Source organism: Leeuwenhoekiella obamensis (assembly GCF_055391795.1).
In genome coordinates this window covers 2226475-2243745 of record NZ_AP029251.1, presented here as the reverse complement: position 1 = coordinate 2243745, position 17271 = coordinate 2226475, and the positions used below count along the sequence as shown (strand labels likewise).

Genomic DNA, 17271 nt, shown 5'->3' with positions numbered 1-17271 from the left:
AGTGTTTTAATTAATGAAATAGCCTCGACTACAATCGAGGCTTTTTTAATTTTTATCTTTTCGCCGAAAGGCAAAGTAAAAAAATAGCGAAGTGTTTTAAGTTCTGGCTTACGCCGAAATATACTTTATGATAGTCTCATTCACATCATCACTATACAGCGAGTGATTTAAACCTTCAGTCACTACAAGTTGTGAATTCTCCCAATGTTTATGAATGTTCTGTGAACCGCTACACGATGTGATCCTGTCATCCTTATCATGAATGATCAACCCGGGAATCTTAATTTTTTCGGCAAAGATAGATCCGGCAAATGCATCAGATCTAAATCCAAACCTTTCTAAGAAGTACTGATCCATCTGATTCATCACCCTTTGGCTCAAGCCAAGTATTGATCTGTATTCTTTAAGAATGCTATTTAGATCATCTGGCGGGCCTAGGATCACTGCTTTTTCAATAGCATGATCGTTGTTTTGTGAAAGATGATAGAGCGCTGTCATTGCACCAACGCTGTGACTTATGATAAGACTAGGGCTGCAATAAGATATAACTTCTTCTAGAGCTTGCCTGTATAGCGGGACATACAGATTACTGCCGGTGCTGTAGCCATGCGCTGGTGCATCAAAGGCGTAGATGTTAAAATCCTTTTTCTGTAACTCTTCTATGAGCATCTTCCAGCGGTGCGAGTGACTTTCCCACCCGTGAACAAGTAATACCGTTTTGCCTTTGCCCGGCCAATGATAGGTCTGTAGCTTGAGGTCATTTAAGTTGATGATCGTGTCTTTTGCAGGATCTAGAAATGGAGTGTGATGTTCTCCTATCGCACCACGACGCGGTTTACTAAACAGGTCAAAGGCTTTTTCTTTAGTCGCAGAAGGTGAGATATAGCTCAACGTGTTGAGGTATTTGCCTATGATCTTAGGGACTAATTTTTTGAAACTTTCGCGCATAATAAAACCCTCTTAAGAGAGGGTTCAAAGATAGGGGTTAAAGGCGGAAATGTTATTTGTTTTCAGCCTCAATAACGTCTGTGTCTTTTCTGTACTTTAATAAAGAAATTCCCGAAATAAAGAATATCACTCCAAGAATTGCTAGTGCCCATGGGCTAATTCCTAACGATGCGCTACCAAAAATTCCTAGCACACCTGCTACTAAACTAATAGCTCCACCTACGGCCAAAATTATTCCTAATATCTTGATCATTTTTTCTAGTTGTTATGGTTATGTGGTGCAATGTATAAAGAAAGGTCACTGGCTTGTAGGTAATTAACGATGCTTTAGATGCATTTTGGCAATTTTTTAAAGAATCTTATTGCTTCATATTGATTTTGAAAATGTTATAATATTCTTAAAATCAAATATAAATCCTTCGCCTAAAATGATTTATTAGCCGTCAAAATACTTGTATTATTAAAAATATGACGAGCGTCATTTTTTTAATTGTCACTATGAGACACTTTTGTAGTGTTATGATTCCCAGCGAGAATATATAAAGAGGGCTCCTGAAATCTCATTCACCCCTAAAATTAGATTTTTTAAGGAAGCTCTCTTTTTATTTTCGAATCACTACAAAGTTCTAGGTGTTTAATCAAATTCTACTGCCATGGTAATCTCAGAAGGTATATTTCACGATGAAGCTTCAGTAAATGCTATTGATGAACGTGGCGAATATGTAAGATACCGAGTGATCTTTAGAAAAGAATCTTGGGATTTTGATATCAAAAAACTAGATGAATACGGCTTCATCAGCACCGAAAAAATGGCTCTTGTGCAGGCTTATAATTTGTACAAATCTCTACGCAATTGGATTAAAAATTGATCTTTAGATCATGCCGTTTTTTAATTGATATCTCTTCTTTGAAGCTGCATTTCAAATAGTTTTTTGCCTTTCGGCGAAAAAATCGCATCGTCAATTTCTGATTGTTTTGAGTGGATTGCAGTTAATCAACTGAGAACAACAGATAATCCATTCTCTATTTAAAATCGTGTTTAAGCCCAGCATCTTTGGGTATCAATTTTAAACAAAACACGATGAAAGGTTTACTAAGATTTTTAATGATAGCCATCTTGCTTTTTATGGGCGTTACCACTGTTGCCCAAGAAATAAATACTGATGGTTTGCAGATTGCGCCACGCGTAGGATACGATTTTCCTACCTACGAGAACAACACGCCTTATATAGATTATAAAGGCGGTCTTGATTTAGGTTTGTCAGTAGATTATTACTGGAAATGGTTTGGTATAGGAGCAGATTTTGATTTCATAAAAAACCGACCAGAGAGTACGTATCCCACCGAAAATCTCCTTGATGTCGGGGCAAATCCCTTTACAAGCTTCAGCCTTAGTGAAGACAAGATCACCCGCATGTTTTATGGCTTAGGTCCAGATTTTAAATGGAATAATAAGAAAGGTAATTTTATTGCAGAGTTAAACACTCGTGCCGGTTTAGGTTCAATAAAAGGAGGACGAACACTACTTGAAGGAAATACCGCAATGTCCTCAAATCAATTATTGAATTTTCATGCGGGTTATGACGTGAAGAATGTTTTTTCAGCAAAAGGGCAGTTGAGGTTTACTTATATGTTCAACAGGAATATAGGGGTGAATCTAGGAGGATATTATTTAAGGCATTTTGGTGCCACAGAACTTATAGAAAGCGGAATTTCTACAGCTTATCACCCCATAAATGCTGATGGAGACGTGAATATGCTCTTTCAGGGAAACCCTACATTTAGAGAAGAGCCTTGCGACTGTGATATATTTTCGGTTGGAGTTTTTGCAGGGTTGACCATAAAATTCAATAAAGTAGAAAAGGATGCTTGCCCTGTTTGTGGTGAAGACCACCAGCCACATTGCTGTGTCACTTGTGGATGTTCAATTACAGTGACTGCAAAAGACAAATTTACCGGTCAAGTGCTACCTGATACTGATGTTGTGCTCGTAGACCTTCAGGGGAATATAACTCATGAAGGAACGACAAATTCATATGGTGTAACTGTTTTCGACGATGTGAAAACTGATGATTACATTATAAAAGCTAAACTGTACGAGGTAGATCTTGAAGAAGTTGTTTTGGCGAAAGCCGATTTTAAAGACTGCCAAAAAACAGCGGGCATACAAAAAGAAATCTTTTATGATGATGAGAATTTTATCTTGAAAGGAAAAGTGCTTGAGTGTAGCACTACCGCTGGGATTGATGGAGTGGATGTAATCCTGAAAGATACCGTGAATGCTATGCAAAAGAATACACTTTCAGATACTGACGGCGACTTTATTTTCCACCTTAAACAAGCTTCAAATTACACGCTCAAAGGAAATAAAGATGGCTATTTTTCAAATGAAGTGGGTGTTTCTACAACTTCCTATAACCGTAACAGTACATTGTATATAGACTTTGAAATGTGCGTAAATCCTTGTGGTCAAGCGATAAGGTTAGACAACATAAACTTTGATCTTGATAAATGGGAGATCTTGCCAGAGTCAATCCCAGATCTACAAAAGGTTGTGAATCTGATGAAGACAAATCCAACTATTAAAGTTGAAATGTCATCTCACACAGACTCACGAGGAAGTAACGCTTACAATCAAGAGCTTTCGCAAAAAAGAGCCCAGGCTACCGTAGATTATCTAGTAGCACAAGGAATTGTAAGAAATAGGCTAATCGCGAGAGGCGCAGGTGAAACTGAACTCCTTAACAAATGTGCTGATGGCGTTTCTTGCCCAGAAGCAGAGCACCGTGTAAACCGTAGAACTGAGTTTAAGGTGGTTTGTCCAGAACAATAATCTCATAAAATTTTTGAATTAGCTAAATAAGGTACGGCCCACTTTACTAAGTGGAGTGGGCTTGCCTTTTAAAATGATACCATTATGAAAAATTTTAATGTAAATAATACGGAAGGCCCAGATAAAATGGGGCTTAACATAGCGAATATCATCGCTATCATCATAATTCTACTTTCACTACTGGCATGTAGTACTGAAGATTGTGAGTATGCCGAGTGTAATGATGAATGTGTAATCTTTGAGGATTTTGAGAACACTGAAAAAGGAACCACAGGAAATTGGATAGGAATTGACGTTCAGGAGATAGAAGTGCGAAATAATGGAGGTTCAAACGTGTTGTACGTGCAAGACGGTAGTGGTGGTTCTTGGGCTTATAATACAACAGATTTTCCATCAAATCTATTAGCGCAGGGCTGTGATCTTAATTATGATGTACAATATTTGGCAGGTGCTATCAATGGTACAACAAGTGATAACGGTATCTTGATTTTTTCTGGAGGAAGTGATCCGCTTTCGGCTACGAGCAGGGCTATCTTTATTTTGAACAGCTCAAATTTGATTACTTCAGGAGGTGGTTTTCTAAATGTTACGGTGCCACTTGAACTCGCCACGGGTACTACTTTACCTACAAATAGTATGGGAACTTGGTATATCAATGGGGTTTCAAATAGTACGCCGCCCACGGCATCAGACATAGCCGCTTTTAACACGCTTATCCAAAACATAGATGGAGTTGCTTTTGCAATTGATGAAGGCGGTAACCCTGCCGAGCAATGGTGGTTTGATAATTTTTGCTTTAAGCAATGCTGCGGTAGATAATTTATTAAACTAAAAATTACGTCTGCTAATAATTTGATGAGCAAATGCAATAAAAATCAGATATTTATAAACCTAACTTTAAAATTCAAAACAATGAAAAATCAAATTTTTATAATTTCAATTTTAATAACAGGAATATTTCTTTCCTGCAGTCAAAATGATGATGACAACAATAATAATGATGACTGTTCTCCCACTGGTCTTCTGACTTACGAAGAGGCTAATACAATGGAAGAGAATTATAAAACAAATCAGTATGCTGCGCTTTCTGAAGCTTTTGCTGAAAACGGTGTTGCTTTTTCAGATAAGCGTGAGTTTAAATATTCAGTTGAAGAATTGCAGTGTTATCTTGATTATGTCAAGAAACTAGGAAATGATAACGGTATTCCAGTTTCACAAATGGGGATAAGAGTTTATTTAGGAGCTAAATATGAAAATGATGAAGATACAAGGCCAAAGACTCAGGTGTTTTTTGTGCCAACGGTAAATAGTTCTAGCAGAAGTATTGCTCCTAACGAAGCATTCTACCCAGCACAACCTAAGGACTATGGAAGTTCAGGAAGACCACCCGTAGAATTAGAAACTCAAAATTAACACCTATGCAATTGGCTCTTAGTATAGTTCTCTTGTTAATTCAGGTGGCTGCTCTTGTGCAGGGCTTAAGGAATTTTTCCTTTTTAAGAACCACGACTGAAAAGTATCTTGTTTATTACATGGTGCTCGTGGTTCTTGTGGAGGTTCCGGGATTTATCATGAGTAGATGGTTGATCAATACCTCACCGTTGTACAATACTTATATGCTGCTGTCATTTTCAATTTTCTTTATCTGGTTCTTTAAAATATTAAAATCAAGATCCATTGTGTTATTGAGCGCTTTTTTGTTTTTGGCGGGTTATGTCTATAGCTTGATCACACAGGATTTTATGTATGGTTTGCTTAGCTATGCACTGGCAGTAGGCACTGTTGCGATTTTGATTTTGGTTTTTATGCTTTATCTGCATATGCTGCAGTCTGATAATGTGATCAACTATAAGGATTCAAGGCGTTTTTGGATAGCGACGGGTTTGTTACTCTTTCATATAGGTTTTTTACCCATTAGCTTTTTTCAATCTGTTGTTGATGTGTATGGTTTAGAGTATAGTTTTATCCTAACAGGATTGAACGTGATTGTGTATGGATGTTTCATCAAAGCCTTTTCATGCATAGAGAAGTAGACGACATATACCTTATTCTTCCGGTGATCGTTACTATCATTGCTTTTGCTATGGTGGTAATGTTTATCGTATTCAATAATCGGAAGAATAATCTTTTGAAGAAGAAGTATGAAGATGAAATTGCCTTTCAAAAGAAACTCCACCGCATAGAACTCGATGCATTGCGAAGCCAGTTAAATCCGCATTTTATCCATAATTCACTCAATGCAATTCAATATTACATTCAGCGGAACGAAGTAGAGATTTCAGAGAATTATCTGACTAAATTCTCAAAACTCATGCGCCTGTTTTTTGAGTACTCAAAAAGGCCTAGTATCACAATTTCAGAAGAAGTTTTCTTGCTGAAAACTTATCTTGAAATAGAGAAACTTCGTTTTGAAGAAAAGGTGGATTACAAAATTCATATAGACAAAAAATTAGACGCCGAAAGTATAGAAGTGCCTACGATGATCGTTCAGCCTATTGTTGAAAATGCCATAAACCACGGACTTTTTCATAAAAAAGGAAAAGGAACTGTTGAAGTGAATTTTATACACCTTGACCAGAATTCTTATAAAATTGTGGTCAAAGACGATGGCGTAGGAATCAAGAAAACACTTGCTATGAAGGTAAAAGGAGTTAATAGATTAAACTCTTCTAAAATTATTGAAGAGCGTTTACTGTTGCTGAAGAAATCAGAGCAAGTGAACATAGAACATAGTATTGTAGATCTTTCAGAAAATGGAGATTCTACAGGAACCGAAGTTACTTTGATCATCACTCAAAACAATGAATTATGAAAATCAGGACCGTGCTTGTTGATGATGAGCCCAAGGCTATTGCAATACTTCAAAACAAACTGCAGCGTTTTTGCCCCAGCATAGAGGTTGTGGCTACAACACAGTCTGGCCATGATGCCATTGCTTTAATACAAAATATAGGTCCAGATCTGGTTTTTCTGGACATCGCCATGCCTGAGATAAATGGCCTAGAAGTCCTCAAGCAGTTTGAAAAACCTGAATTTGAAGTCATTTTTGCGACAGCTTTTGATGATTATGCCATAGAGGCCATTAAGCATTGCGCCATAGGTTATCTCGTGAAACCTGTGGATAATGAAGACCTCGTGATTGCAGTAAATAATGCAATCACAAATATTGAAGAAAAGACAGCCTTGCGTAAAAACATGAAGTTGATTGAAAACCTTGGTGTACAAAACTTCAGGAATAAAACAATCGTCATACCCTCAGTTGAGGGACTTGAGTTTGTGAAAATTGAAGAAATCGTACACTGCGAAGGCGTTGATGGCTACACAAAAGTCTACCTTAAAAATGATAAACCTATTTTAAGCTCTAACAGTATCGGTCACTTTAACAAGATTCTCGATAACCATAATTTTTATCTTATACACAAGTCACACCTCATCAACCTAGATTATATTGATAAATATCTTAATGAGGGTTATGTTGTCATGGGTCAAGACAAACTACCCGTTTCCCGGAACAAGAGAAGTGCCTTCCTAGAGATGATGCGCAATGCATGATTTGCCTTGCGGCGAAAAGTAAACAAGTTTGTTTTATAGCATTTTAATGTAGATATTACATATTCTAAACAGTTGTATGAAATATCTCAAAATTATTCCGCTAGCCTTGTTATTATTGTTTTCTTGTTCTAAAGGTGATGACGGTTCTACAGAGCCTACAAATCAGCCTGACCCAGAAAATCCAGAGCCTGAAAACCCAGTTGAGCCAACTGAAGTAAATCTACTAACACTAAAGAATACTTCTAATCTGTCTGGTGATGCTGAATATTACGTTATTATTTCTGACGTAGATGGTGAAGCGATCACTACTTCTAAAATCACGAATGATTTAGAATTAAAAGCGAAAACGGAACTAGACCAAGTAAATATCACGCTTCTTACGGCCATCCAAGAATATGATAATTTTAAATTGGTAACATATACAAATGTGCCGATTGGTAAAACCTGGATTTTTCAAAAAAGCGTTCAATCTTCAGCAACTGGATCAGAAACTTCAAAGTCGATTGCTATAAAGAATTCTAACCTAGTTCAAGGAAATAATTATTTCAATGCGGTTGCGAGCAATAAGAATGGAACAATTGCAGTGGGAGGTGGAACAGTTGAGGATATAGAGATGAACTTGACGCTTAAAGAAAACGACTCAAAAGATATATTGATCATGCTTCATGACGGTATAACGCATCCCAAATTTAAATGGCTCGATTTTGACTCGCTTTCTGATGGAGCAAATTTTGACTATGAAACTGATCTTAATAATGTAAACAAACTTCTTGAGTATAATTTTCAAAACTTAGTTGGTTTGTCCATGAGCATAAATGCTTTTGAGCCTCAGACAAGTAATGTGATTAGTGCTGCGAATGGCTATCAAATGACAGATTTTGTCTACGACGGTAATACTGCACCTGGAGATTATCTAGCAGTTGGTTATTTAGAAGGCGACTTTGATTATTATAGTAAAATGTTTTTAAATTTTGGAGACTATAACTACCACTATATCAAATTTGGGGATGCGCCAGAGGTATTTGATGAATCTTTTTTTGATAGCGATTTTGAGATCACAGATTGGTCGGTAGATAATTTCTCTTTTACTACTACAGGAGATTTTGAAGTCGCCTCAGGTTTTTATACAACGACTGATGGTAAAATACAATGGCAAGTTTACTATCCAGAATCTAAAGAAGCCAACAAAGTGCTAACGAGCATTCCTACAGATATCGCTGTGCTTTACCCAGATCTCAATATTGCAAATCTTGATTTCACATCCGCGCGTTTTACAGATATGATTCAGGATGAAGGCTATAATGTTTTTCTAGAAAATATCTTCAATAATGAACTTAATAATAATGTTCGCGAAGAATATGTTCTAAGTAAAAACAAGCAATAATTTTCTTTGCCTTTCGGCGAAAAGCAATCTTTGGTATAAATATAAGAAATTAGAGGTGTGTATTTTTGGCGAAAGCCAAATGCTTACCAGCCTATCATAAAATATTTGATCTTAGCAGTATCTGGGATCTGAGCTTCGCTGATCTTAACATCACGGTCAAACTGTAACTCGCTTGAAAGTTCTTGCTTGTCAATAGTGAAACTTGCGTTGATCTCGTCTACAATAATTACAACGCTGCTAAGTAATGTTTGGATTTTAGAGATCTCATAGGCATCTCTAATGTCGCCAAATGTACTTTTAAGGTTGATGCCTTCTGAGGTTTTGTATCTGTCGTCAAAGACCTGTACGGTTCTAATTTTACTGCTATCTGCAGCGGTTGCAGGCGAAATGCTCAACAACTGGTCGCCACCTTTTGCATAAACCTCTATTGAACCTAAACTGCTCAAGGAATTATCTTCAGTAGGTTTTACAATACTATCATTGCTGAAGAGTGTTTCTAATTCGCTTACCTTAGTTTCTTGAGTTAACGGGCCTACACTTGTGGGTGTAACTTTGTAAGCGGTATCTCCTTCACAAGAGATGAATAGAACAGATGTTAATGCTAGTGCAGATAGTATTTTTTTCATTTTTTAAATTTCTTTATTGAATATTTTATTTGATCATTTTTCCTAAAATCCCAAGAACTCCGCGTATTACAGTAGCACTTGTGAGTACTTTGATGATCGCTTTTTGAGTTGTGTTTGAGGAGCGTGATCTGGTTGATCTTTGTACTTTTTCCCGTTCTTTTTTTGCCTTAGCTTTTACTTCTTCAGTTTCGGCTTTTTCTATTTTTTTGTTCAGCAGTTCGTATGCGCTTTCTCTGTCAACAACGTCATTGTATTTTTTTACTAAAGACGAGCTTTCATTAATTGCATTTATTTCGGCTTGTGATAGAATATCCATTCTAGACATAGGTGCACGCATCATAGTTGCTGCAAGCGGCGTTGGTCTTCCTTTTTCATCTAAAGCAGAAACTAAGGCTTCTCCTATTCCTAACGATGTCAAAACTTCTGTGGTATCATAAAATTCAGAAATAGGATAATTTTCTGCTGTGAGTTTTATCGCTTTTCTGTCTTTCGCCGTAAAGGCACGCAAAGCATGCTGAATTTTTAACCCTAACTGACTTAAAACTCCATCTGGAACATCTGTGGGATTTTGGGTGACAAAATAAAGACCGATGCCTTTAGAACGTATTAGTTTTACAATACTCTCTATCTGATCATGCAGCGCTTTTGAAGCTTCTTTAAAGATCAAATGCGCTTCATCAATAAAGATCACAAGTTCTGGCTGTCCGCTGTCTCCTTGTTCTGGGAATGTGCTGTAAATCTCAGCCAGCAAGCTAAGCATAAAAGTAGAGAAGAGACTAGGCTTGTCTTGAATATCTGTAAGACGCAAGATGTTTATCATCCCGTAGCCGTTCTCGTCTAAGCGAGTAAGATCTTGCACGTCAAATGATTTCTCACCAAAGAAAATATCAGCGCCTTGTTGCTCTAATTGTACGATCTTTCTCAAAATCGCCCCTGCAGAAGCTGTAGAGATCCTGCCATAAAGCTCTTGAATTTCTTCTCTTCCTTCGTTAGTAGAATATTGTAATACTTTTTTAAAGTCTTTTAAATCTAGTAACGGCAGCTTATTGTCATCGCAGTATTTAAATAAGATCGCAATAATGCCGGCTTGAGATTCGCTTGCATCAATAATTCTAGAAAATAACACTGGGCCAAATTCACTCACAGTCGCTCTTAAGCGTGTTCCATCTTGTTCAGATAGCGTGAGAATTTCAACAGGAAAACCTTTTGCTGTAAATGGTAAACCTATTTTTTCATGGCGTTCATCAATTTTAGGATGGCCTTCGCTCGCTTTTGCGATTCCGCTAAGGTCTCCCTTCATGTCCATTAACAAAACAGGAATACCTTTTTCGCTAAGATTCTCAGCAAGCACTTGCAGCGATTTTGTTTTTCCGGTTCCTGTTGCGCCGGCGATGAGTCCGTGGCGGTTTAAGGTTTTTAACGGGATCTTTACATGTGCACCGGTAATAGTTTCTCCATCCAACATGGCGGCACCCACGGTGATACTATCTCCTTTAAAGGTGTTGCCTGCAATAATGTGTTCTTTAAAAGCGTCTACGTTAGCCATTAGCTCAAAATTTGCTCTAAAAATAACGAATAGAATTTAAGCAACATCAAGAAATTAGTCTTCTAAGATTTAGTTCATTTTTGTAACACCTATGTTGAAAAAGCGTGCGCTCACTGTATTCCCATTATTATTTAGCACATATCGAAAGGTAATCTGATCGTTTACATCTAAATAATACATGAGTGTACCGCTTGTCCCAAAATAATCTGTACCGCTCATATCAACAAAACCGCGAGTGAGGTAACCTATTAAACTACCATTGAGCTCTACAGCAATAATATATTTATGATTACCAGAAGGAAGATTTGTTACAGAAAACGATGCTGTCATCACAAAAATACCTGCTTGCTCTATGCGTAAAGTGCCGTTAGAAAGTACTGTATACACACTGGGGTCTCCCGTGCCTGCCAATATATGTGATGTTCCTAGCGGGAAGTCGTAATAGGTATTGTTGGCTGTTGAGACGGTACCGCCACTTCTGTTTAAAACAATAGAGGAGTTTGAAATAGTTTTCCAGGAAGAATCTGAGTAAATATAATATGAGCTAGTGTCTGTATTATACACCATAGCGCCGTTGAGTGGCGATGGGATAGCATTCATTTGCGCAGCAGTCATGCGAGGAGGTACAAAGGCTCCACTAGTACTTTCTATTTCAAAGGCAGAACCATCATCAGGATTTGTAGTTCCCACCGCAACTTGAGCATGGGTTATACTAGAAACAATTAATAGAAAGCTAAAGGCAAGCTTCTTATAGAGATTCATAGCTATTGTTTTCTCTGGAAGTTAAGCTTTTAAAATTAACAAGTAAAAAATATAACGTTTTTTTCAATTTAATGGCATAGATATTTAAATGGAGTTAAATAGTCTTAAATTTGCGCCCTTATGACAAAAGAAGCAATTGAAAGTAGGGTAGAGTTAGGCGAGTTATTACCGCTTATGGAAGAATTCTACACTATACAAGGTGAAGGCGCGCATACGGGTAAAGCTGCATATTTTATACGTGTGGGCGGTTGTGATGTGGGATGTCACTGGTGTGATGTTAAAGAAAGTTGGGATGCAGCGATCCATCCACCCACAGAGGCTACACAAATTGTAGAAAATGCTTCAAAATACAGCGACACCGTTGTTGTTACAGGTGGCGAACCACTTATGTGGGATATGGCACCGCTTACAAGTATGCTTAAAGAAAAAGGGATGAACGTGCACATAGAGACATCTGGCGCTTATGAACTTTCGGGTGAGTGGGACTGGATCTGTCTTTCGCCAAAAAAACGCATGCTTCCCAAGCCTCGTATTTATAACGAAGCGCATGAGCTTAAGGTTATAATTTATAACAAGTCAGATTTCGCTTTCGCGGAAGAACATGCGGCAAAAGTCAATGATAAATGTGAACTGTATTTACAGCCAGAATGGAGCGTGCGTGAAAAAATGACTCCGCTTATCGTGGATTATGTAATGCAAAATCCAAAGTGGAAGATAAGTTTGCAAACACATAAATACCTTAATATACCATAACAAAAAAGCCTTCCACATCTGGAAGGCTTTTTTGTTGTACGGTTGCGGATCTTAACTCTTTTCGGCGGGCACTGGTGCTGTGGTAAAAGGAATTTTCACGTAAGTGCTATCCCAACCTATCAACATATCTGCGCCATTTGCCGCTGGTTGAAAAGTGATACTAAAATCTTGAATGGTCGCGCTGGTTTTTCTTGCCGGCGCTGTGATGCGCGCAATGTCTCTTTCTTCTTTATAACCAAAAGCGCCCCAAGTATTCACATCTTTATTAAGGATCACCGTCCACTCTTTTTCTCCTGGGATGGTAAATAAAGTATAAGTGCCGGCTTTAATAGTTTTTCCGCCTACGGTCATATCTTTATAAAGAGTGATCTCTGTAGACTCATTAGCTCCTGTTCTCCATACTTCGCCAAATGGCACTAACTCGCCAAAGATCTTACGATCATTAACCTGCGGTCTACTGTAGATCACGCGTATCAGCGCGCGCTTGTCTGGCGTTCTGTACATCGCGATATCTAGCGGACTAGCATCTGGTTGGTCAAAAGTTTGTGCGGTCACAGTGTCTGGCAATGCGATCGCAAAGACCGTGAACATTGTGATATATATAAGTTTTTTCATGATTTAAAACATTGGGTAAAAAACACTGCAAAATTAGTGTCTTCTAGTGATTTGCAAGTTAATGATTTGATAAGTTTTATAGGTTTTTTGGCTGCAGCCAAAAGATATTCTAAACGATTACAACTTTATTTGAATAATTTGCTCCTTTTTGATTTCAAATTTCAATAAAAACCATTTTAAAAATTACATTTTGTAACTGAAAAGTGTTTAAGGGTTTTAAAACAGAACCTGTATGCGCACTTTTGAATCAGATTTAAAAACAAAACGAAAAGATATGTGCGGAATTGTTTGTGCTTATGAATTAAAGCAAGGAACTGAAGAAGTTAGACAACAAGTATTAGAAATGTCTAAAAAAGTGCGCCACCGTGGTCCAGACTGGAGCGGTATCTATAGCGATGATAAAGCTGTTTTAGCGCACGAGCGTCTTTCAATTGTAGATCCAGCCTCTGGGAAGCAACCACTTTTTTCTCCTGATGGGAAACTTGTTCTTGCTGCTAATGGCGAAATATATAATCACCGCGAATTGAGAAGACAATTTGAGGGTAAATACGATTTTCAAACCGAGTCTGATTGTGAGGTGATCCTTGCATTGTATCAAGAAAAAGGTGCAGACTTTGTAGATGAGTTAAACGGGATTTTTGCATTCTCAATTTATGATTCTGAGAAAGACGAATATTTTGTTGCTCGTGATCATATGGGGATCATTCCGTTGTATCAAGGATGGGATAAATATGGAACTTTTTATGTAGCATCAGAGCTTAAGGCTTTAGAAGGTGTTTGTACAAAAATTGAACTTTTTCCTCCGGGGCACTATTTGTCTAGCGCAAAAGGAGAATTGACAAGATGGTATAAGCGTGACTGGATGGAGTATGAAGCTGTAAAAGACAGCGAGACTAGCATTCAGAAATTAAAGGATGCTCTAGAAGCTGCGGTAAAACGCCAGTTGATGTCTGATGTGCCTTACGGAGTTTTACTTTCAGGAGGTTTAGATTCTTCGATCACTTCTGCTGTTGCAAAAAAATATGCTGAAATGCGTGTCGAAAGTGATGATACGCAAGGCGCATGGTGGCCGCGACTGCACTCGTTTTCTGTAGGTCTTGAGGGATCGCCAGATTTGGCTGCAGCCCAAAAAGTAGCAGATCACATAGGTACCGTGCACCACGAGATAAAATTTACAATTCAAGAAGGTCTTGACGCTATTCGCGATGTGATCTATAACCTTGAAACGTATGATATCACAACAATTAGAGCTTCGACCCCGATGTATCTTATGGCTCGTGTGATCAAGTCTATGGGTGTGAAGATGGTATTGTCTGGTGAAGGAGCAGATGAGATCTTTGGAGGATATCTATACTTCCACAAAGCGCCAAACGCTCAAGAATTTCATGAAGAGACTGTGCGTAAATTGAGCAAACTTCACATGTATGATTGCTTGCGAGCAAACAAGTCGCTTGCTGCATGGGGAATTGAAGGTCGTGTGCCATTCTTAGATAAAGAATTTATGGATGTTGCGATGAGCATCAATCCGCAGGATAAAATGATCAACGGAGAACGCATGGAAAAATGGGTGATTCGTAAGGCTTTTGAAGAATATCTTCCAGAGAGTGTGGCTTGGCGCCAAAAGGAGCAATTCTCAGATGGTGTAGGTTACAGTTGGATCGATACCTTAAAAGAAATGGTAGGAGAGAAGGTGACAGATGAAATGATGGCAAGTGCACATTTCCGTTTCCCAATCCAGACACCACAGAACAAAGAAGAATACTATTATAGAAGCATTTTTGAAGAGCACTTCCCAAGTGATGCTGCTGCGCTAAGCGTACCCCAGGAAGCTTCTGTAGCTTGTAGTACAAAAATAGCGTTAGAGTGGGATGAAGCGTTTAAGAACATGAACGATCCTTCTGGGCGTGCAGTTGCAAATGTACACACAGACGCGTACAAAAAAGGTGTGGAGACACCTGTTTAATTTAGAATTAGAGTCAATATTCTAGGCAGGCTCGTCACAGTGTGGCGAGCCTGTAATTTTTGGTAAAAATTGAAGTTGAGGTTGATCTGTTGCATAAGCTTCAAAAAAGTGGCTGTTTTTCCACAATTTGTTGATAACTTCAAGGGTTTGTGAGGCGCTTATAAGGTCATTTGGGATGGCTTTTTTTATATTTGTTTGCTAGCGAAATTTTAGTCAATTGTGGCTTTAGTTTTTTGGCGAAAGCCAAATAATCACGCTGGTTGAAAACCCGGATAATAAATACTAAACAATATGAGCGAAGAACCGAAGAAGCAATATTCGGCGGATAGTATTCAGGCGCTGGAGGGAATGGAGCACGTGCGCATGCGCCCCTCAATGTATATAGGTGACGTAGGCGTACGCGGTTTACACCACCTTGTTTATGAAGTTGTAGATAACTCTATTGATGAGGCTCTTGCAGGGCACTGTGATCACATAGATGTTGTCATAGAAGAGAATAATGCTATTACCGTTAATGACAACGGTAGGGGTATTCCTGTTGACCTTCACAAAAAAGAAGGTGTTTCTGCACTTGAGGTTGTAATGACTAAGATCGGTGCGGGTGGTAAATTTGATAAAGATTCTTATAAAGTTTCTGGTGGTCTGCATGGTGTAGGTGTGAGTTGTGTGAACGCACTTTCTGATCATTTGCATGCAAAGGTGTATCGCAATGGCCAAGTCTGGGAGCAGGAGTATGAGCGTGGTAAAGCGCTTTATCCTGTAAAATCTACAGGAGAAACTGATCTTTCTGGTACGGTAGTGACTTTCTTGCCAGACAAGAGTATCTTTCAACAAACTACAGAATATAACTACGATACGTTAGCAAGCCGTATGCGTGAGCTTGCTTATCTTAATAGAGGTATCACCATCACGTTGACTGATAAGCGTGAGACTGACGAGAAAGGTGAGCATCCTACTGAGATTTTCCACTCTGAGGAAGGTTTGAAGGAGTTTGTTCGTTTCTTGGATGGTAACCGTAATCCTATTATTGCGGATGTTATCTCTATGGAAGGTGAGAAAAACGACATTCCTGTGGAGGTTGCGATGATCTATAATGATAGCTACGCAGAGAATCTACACAGTTATGTAAACAACATTAACACGCATGAAGGTGGTACGCACTTGGCAGGTTTTAGAAGAGGACTTACTGGTTCTTTGAAAAAATATGCTGATGCCAGCGGAATGCTTGATAAGCTAAAGTTTGATATTACTGGTGACGATTTCCGTGAAGGATTAACGGCGATCATTTCTGTAAAGGTTGCAGAACCACAGTTTGAAGGTCAAACAAAAACAAAACTTGGTAACCGTGAGGTTACATCTGCGGTGTCGCAGGCCGTTTCTGAAATGGTAGAGATCTACCTAGAAGAACATCCTGATGATGCTAAAACCATTGTGCAAAAAGTGATTCTTGCTGCTCAGGCACGCCATGCGGCGAAAAAGGCTCGCGAGATGGTACAGCGTAAGACCGTTATGAGTATAGGTGGTCTTCCTGGTAAATTATCAGACTGTTCTGAAACTGATCCTGCTGAATGTGAAGTATTCCTTGTGGAGGGTGACTCTGCAGGAGGAACTGCAAAGCAAGGGCGTGATAGAAACTTTCAGGCTATTCTTCCATTAAGGGGTAAGATCCTTAATGTTGAGAAAGCGATGCAGCACAAAGTTTTTGAGAACGAAGAGATCAAAAACATCTTTACTGCGCTAGGTGTAACTATAGGAACAGAAGAAGATAGCAAGGCGCTTAACCTTTCTAAACTGCGTTATCATAAGATCGTTATTATGTGTGATGCAGATGTGGATGGTAGCCACATTGCAACGCTTATTCTTACATTCTTCTTCCGTTATATGCGAGAGCTTATTGAGAACGGACATATCTATATCGCAACGCCACCATTATATCTTTTGAAAAAAGGAAAGAAAATGCGTTATGCATGGTCCGATAAAGAGCGTGATGCGATAAATGCAGAAATGACAGGAGGTGCATCAGTACAGCGTTATAAGGGTCTTGGTGAGATGAATGCTGAACAATTATGGGATACAACAATGAATCCTGAGTTTAGAACATTGCGTCAAGTAACTATTGATAATGGTACAGAGGCTGATAGAATTTTCTCAATGTTAATGGGTGATGAGGTGCCGCCTCGTCGTGAATTTATTGAGAAAAACGCGGTTTATGCAAATATCGACGCGTAAGTCAAAATATATATAATGTATTAAACCTCAAGCGCTAAGCTTGAGGTTTTTTTATTTAAT

Annotated in this window: 17 protein-coding genes; 11 read left to right on the top strand and 6 right to left on the bottom strand. The window is 38.5% G+C overall.

Annotation, left to right across the window (positions count from 1 at the left end; translation table 11 throughout):
• Positions 1–108 precede the first annotated feature (108 nt).
• Both ACZ5L8_RS09815 and ACZ5L8_RS09810 read right to left on the bottom strand, forming a co-directional pair.
• Positions 109–948 carry an alpha/beta hydrolase gene (locus ACZ5L8_RS09815; RefSeq protein WP_464437042.1) on the bottom strand — a complete coding sequence of 280 codons (840 nt, stop codon included), beginning with the start codon at positions 946–948 and terminating at the stop codon, positions 109–111.
• 52 nt (positions 949–1000) lie between these two features.
• Positions 1001–1201, bottom strand: coding sequence for a hypothetical protein (locus ACZ5L8_RS09810; protein WP_464437040.1), 201 nt, complete (start codon positions 1199–1201; stop codon positions 1001–1003).
• Positions 1202–1601: 400 nt separating this feature from the next.
• On the opposite strand from ACZ5L8_RS09810, the gene ACZ5L8_RS09805 reads away from it, so the two are divergent.
• The 8 genes from ACZ5L8_RS09805 (at position 1602) to ACZ5L8_RS09770 (ending at position 8717) form a co-directional block, all read left to right on the top strand.
• A complete protein-coding gene (locus ACZ5L8_RS09805) occupies positions 1602–1817 on the top strand; it encodes a hypothetical protein (RefSeq protein WP_464437038.1) in 216 nt (71 codons plus the stop codon).
• A 212-nt stretch (positions 1818–2029) separates the two neighbouring features.
• Positions 2030–3781, top strand: a complete 1752-nt coding sequence (locus ACZ5L8_RS09800; RefSeq protein ID WP_464437036.1) for an OmpA family protein — start codon at positions 2030–2032, stop codon at positions 3779–3781.
• An 84-nt stretch (positions 3782–3865) separates the two neighbouring features.
• Positions 3866–4600 (top strand): hypothetical protein, encoded by a 735-nt coding sequence (locus ACZ5L8_RS09795; RefSeq protein ID WP_464437034.1) that lies wholly within the window; start codon positions 3866–3868, stop codon positions 4598–4600.
• A 93-nt stretch (positions 4601–4693) separates the two neighbouring features.
• On the top strand, positions 4694–5194 hold the full coding sequence (locus ACZ5L8_RS09790; protein WP_464437032.1) for a hypothetical protein: 501 nt from the start codon (positions 4694–4696) through the stop codon (positions 5192–5194).
• 5 nt (positions 5195–5199) lie between these two features.
• Positions 5200–5814 (top strand): hypothetical protein, encoded by a 615-nt coding sequence (locus ACZ5L8_RS09785; protein WP_464437030.1) that lies wholly within the window; start codon positions 5200–5202, stop codon positions 5812–5814.
• Entirely contained in the window at positions 5799–6593 is a 795-nt protein-coding gene (locus ACZ5L8_RS09780; protein WP_464437028.1) for a sensor histidine kinase, read from the top strand. The genes ACZ5L8_RS09785 and ACZ5L8_RS09780 overlap by 16 nt, the downstream gene beginning before the upstream one ends.
• Positions 6590–7333 carry a LytR/AlgR family response regulator transcription factor gene (locus ACZ5L8_RS09775; RefSeq protein ID WP_464437026.1) on the top strand — a complete coding sequence of 248 codons (744 nt, stop codon included), beginning with the start codon at positions 6590–6592 and terminating at the stop codon, positions 7331–7333. Before ACZ5L8_RS09780 ends, ACZ5L8_RS09775 begins: the two co-directional genes overlap by 4 nt.
• 76 nt (positions 7334–7409) lie before the next feature.
• Positions 7410–8717 carry a hypothetical protein gene (locus ACZ5L8_RS09770; protein ID WP_464437023.1) on the top strand — a complete coding sequence of 436 codons (1308 nt, stop codon included), beginning with the start codon at positions 7410–7412 and terminating at the stop codon, positions 8715–8717.
• A gap of 83 nt (positions 8718–8800) precedes the next feature.
• On the opposite strand, the gene ACZ5L8_RS09765 is transcribed toward ACZ5L8_RS09770, so the two are convergent.
• From ACZ5L8_RS09765 to ACZ5L8_RS09755, 3 genes are all read right to left on the bottom strand, one after another.
• Complete coding sequence (locus ACZ5L8_RS09765; RefSeq protein WP_464437020.1) at positions 8801–9343, bottom strand: hypothetical protein; 543 nt, start codon at positions 9341–9343, stop codon at positions 8801–8803.
• A gap of 25 nt (positions 9344–9368) precedes the next feature.
• Positions 9369–10889 carry a helicase HerA-like domain-containing protein gene (locus ACZ5L8_RS09760; RefSeq protein WP_464437018.1) on the bottom strand — a complete coding sequence of 507 codons (1521 nt, stop codon included), beginning with the start codon at positions 10887–10889 and terminating at the stop codon, positions 9369–9371.
• Between the two features lie 69 nt (positions 10890–10958).
• Complete coding sequence (locus ACZ5L8_RS09755) at positions 10959–11651, bottom strand: hypothetical protein (protein WP_464437017.1); 693 nt, start codon at positions 11649–11651, stop codon at positions 10959–10961.
• A 120-nt stretch (positions 11652–11771) separates the two neighbouring features.
• Here ACZ5L8_RS09755 and ACZ5L8_RS09750 point away from each other — a divergent pair, with 120 nt between their 5' ends.
• Positions 11772–12404, top strand: a complete 633-nt coding sequence (locus ACZ5L8_RS09750; RefSeq protein WP_464437015.1) for a 7-carboxy-7-deazaguanine synthase QueE — start codon at positions 11772–11774, stop codon at positions 12402–12404.
• A gap of 51 nt (positions 12405–12455) precedes the next feature.
• Here ACZ5L8_RS09750 and ACZ5L8_RS09745 read toward each other — a convergent pair whose 3' ends face one another.
• Complete coding sequence (locus tag ACZ5L8_RS09745; RefSeq protein ID WP_464437014.1) at positions 12456–13019, bottom strand: DUF2911 domain-containing protein; 564 nt, start codon at positions 13017–13019, stop codon at positions 12456–12458.
• 274 nt (positions 13020–13293) lie between these two features.
• On the opposite strand from ACZ5L8_RS09745, the gene asnB reads away from it, so the two are divergent.
• The gene (gene asnB, locus ACZ5L8_RS09740; RefSeq protein ID WP_464440945.1) at positions 13294–14982 is read left to right on the top strand and encodes an asparagine synthase B; all 1689 of its coding nucleotides are present in this window, start codon (positions 13294–13296) and stop codon (positions 14980–14982) included.
• 291 nt (positions 14983–15273) lie between these two features.
• Positions 15274–17211, top strand: a complete 1938-nt coding sequence (gene gyrB, locus ACZ5L8_RS09735; RefSeq protein WP_464437012.1) for a DNA topoisomerase (ATP-hydrolyzing) subunit B — start codon at positions 15274–15276, stop codon at positions 17209–17211.
• The last annotated feature ends 60 nt before the right edge of the window (positions 17212–17271 follow it).

Coding starts and splice junctions, on each gene's coding strand:
- ACZ5L8_RS09815 (WP_464437042.1), bottom strand. CDS start 948: ATGCGCGAAAGTTTCAAAAAATTAGTCCCTAAGATCATAGGCAAATAC.
- ACZ5L8_RS09810 (WP_464437040.1), bottom strand. CDS start 1,201: ATGATCAAGATATTAGGAATAATTTTGGCCGTAGGTGGAGCTATTAGT.
- ACZ5L8_RS09805 (WP_464437038.1), top strand. CDS start 1,602: ATGGTAATCTCAGAAGGTATATTTCACGATGAAGCTTCAGTAAATGCT.
- ACZ5L8_RS09800 (WP_464437036.1), top strand. CDS start 2,030: ATGAAAGGTTTACTAAGATTTTTAATGATAGCCATCTTGCTTTTTATG.
- ACZ5L8_RS09795 (WP_464437034.1), top strand. CDS start 3,866: ATGAAAAATTTTAATGTAAATAATACGGAAGGCCCAGATAAAATGGGG.
- ACZ5L8_RS09790 (WP_464437032.1), top strand. CDS start 4,694: ATGAAAAATCAAATTTTTATAATTTCAATTTTAATAACAGGAATATTT.
- ACZ5L8_RS09785 (WP_464437030.1), top strand. CDS start 5,200: ATGCAATTGGCTCTTAGTATAGTTCTCTTGTTAATTCAGGTGGCTGCT.
- ACZ5L8_RS09780 (WP_464437028.1), top strand. CDS start 5,799: ATGCATAGAGAAGTAGACGACATATACCTTATTCTTCCGGTGATCGTT.
- ACZ5L8_RS09775 (WP_464437026.1), top strand. CDS start 6,590: ATGAAAATCAGGACCGTGCTTGTTGATGATGAGCCCAAGGCTATTGCA.
- ACZ5L8_RS09770 (WP_464437023.1), top strand. CDS start 7,410: ATGAAATATCTCAAAATTATTCCGCTAGCCTTGTTATTATTGTTTTCT.
- ACZ5L8_RS09765 (WP_464437020.1), bottom strand. CDS start 9,343: ATGAAAAAAATACTATCTGCACTAGCATTAACATCTGTTCTATTCATC.
- ACZ5L8_RS09760 (WP_464437018.1), bottom strand. CDS start 10,889: ATGGCTAACGTAGACGCTTTTAAAGAACACATTATTGCAGGCAACACC.
- ACZ5L8_RS09755 (WP_464437017.1), bottom strand. CDS start 11,651: ATGAATCTCTATAAGAAGCTTGCCTTTAGCTTTCTATTAATTGTTTCT.
- ACZ5L8_RS09750 (WP_464437015.1), top strand. CDS start 11,772: ATGACAAAAGAAGCAATTGAAAGTAGGGTAGAGTTAGGCGAGTTATTA.
- ACZ5L8_RS09745 (WP_464437014.1), bottom strand. CDS start 13,019: ATGAAAAAACTTATATATATCACAATGTTCACGGTCTTTGCGATCGCA.
- asnB (WP_464440945.1), top strand. CDS start 13,294: ATGTGCGGAATTGTTTGTGCTTATGAATTAAAGCAAGGAACTGAAGAA.
- gyrB (WP_464437012.1), top strand. CDS start 15,274: ATGAGCGAAGAACCGAAGAAGCAATATTCGGCGGATAGTATTCAGGCG.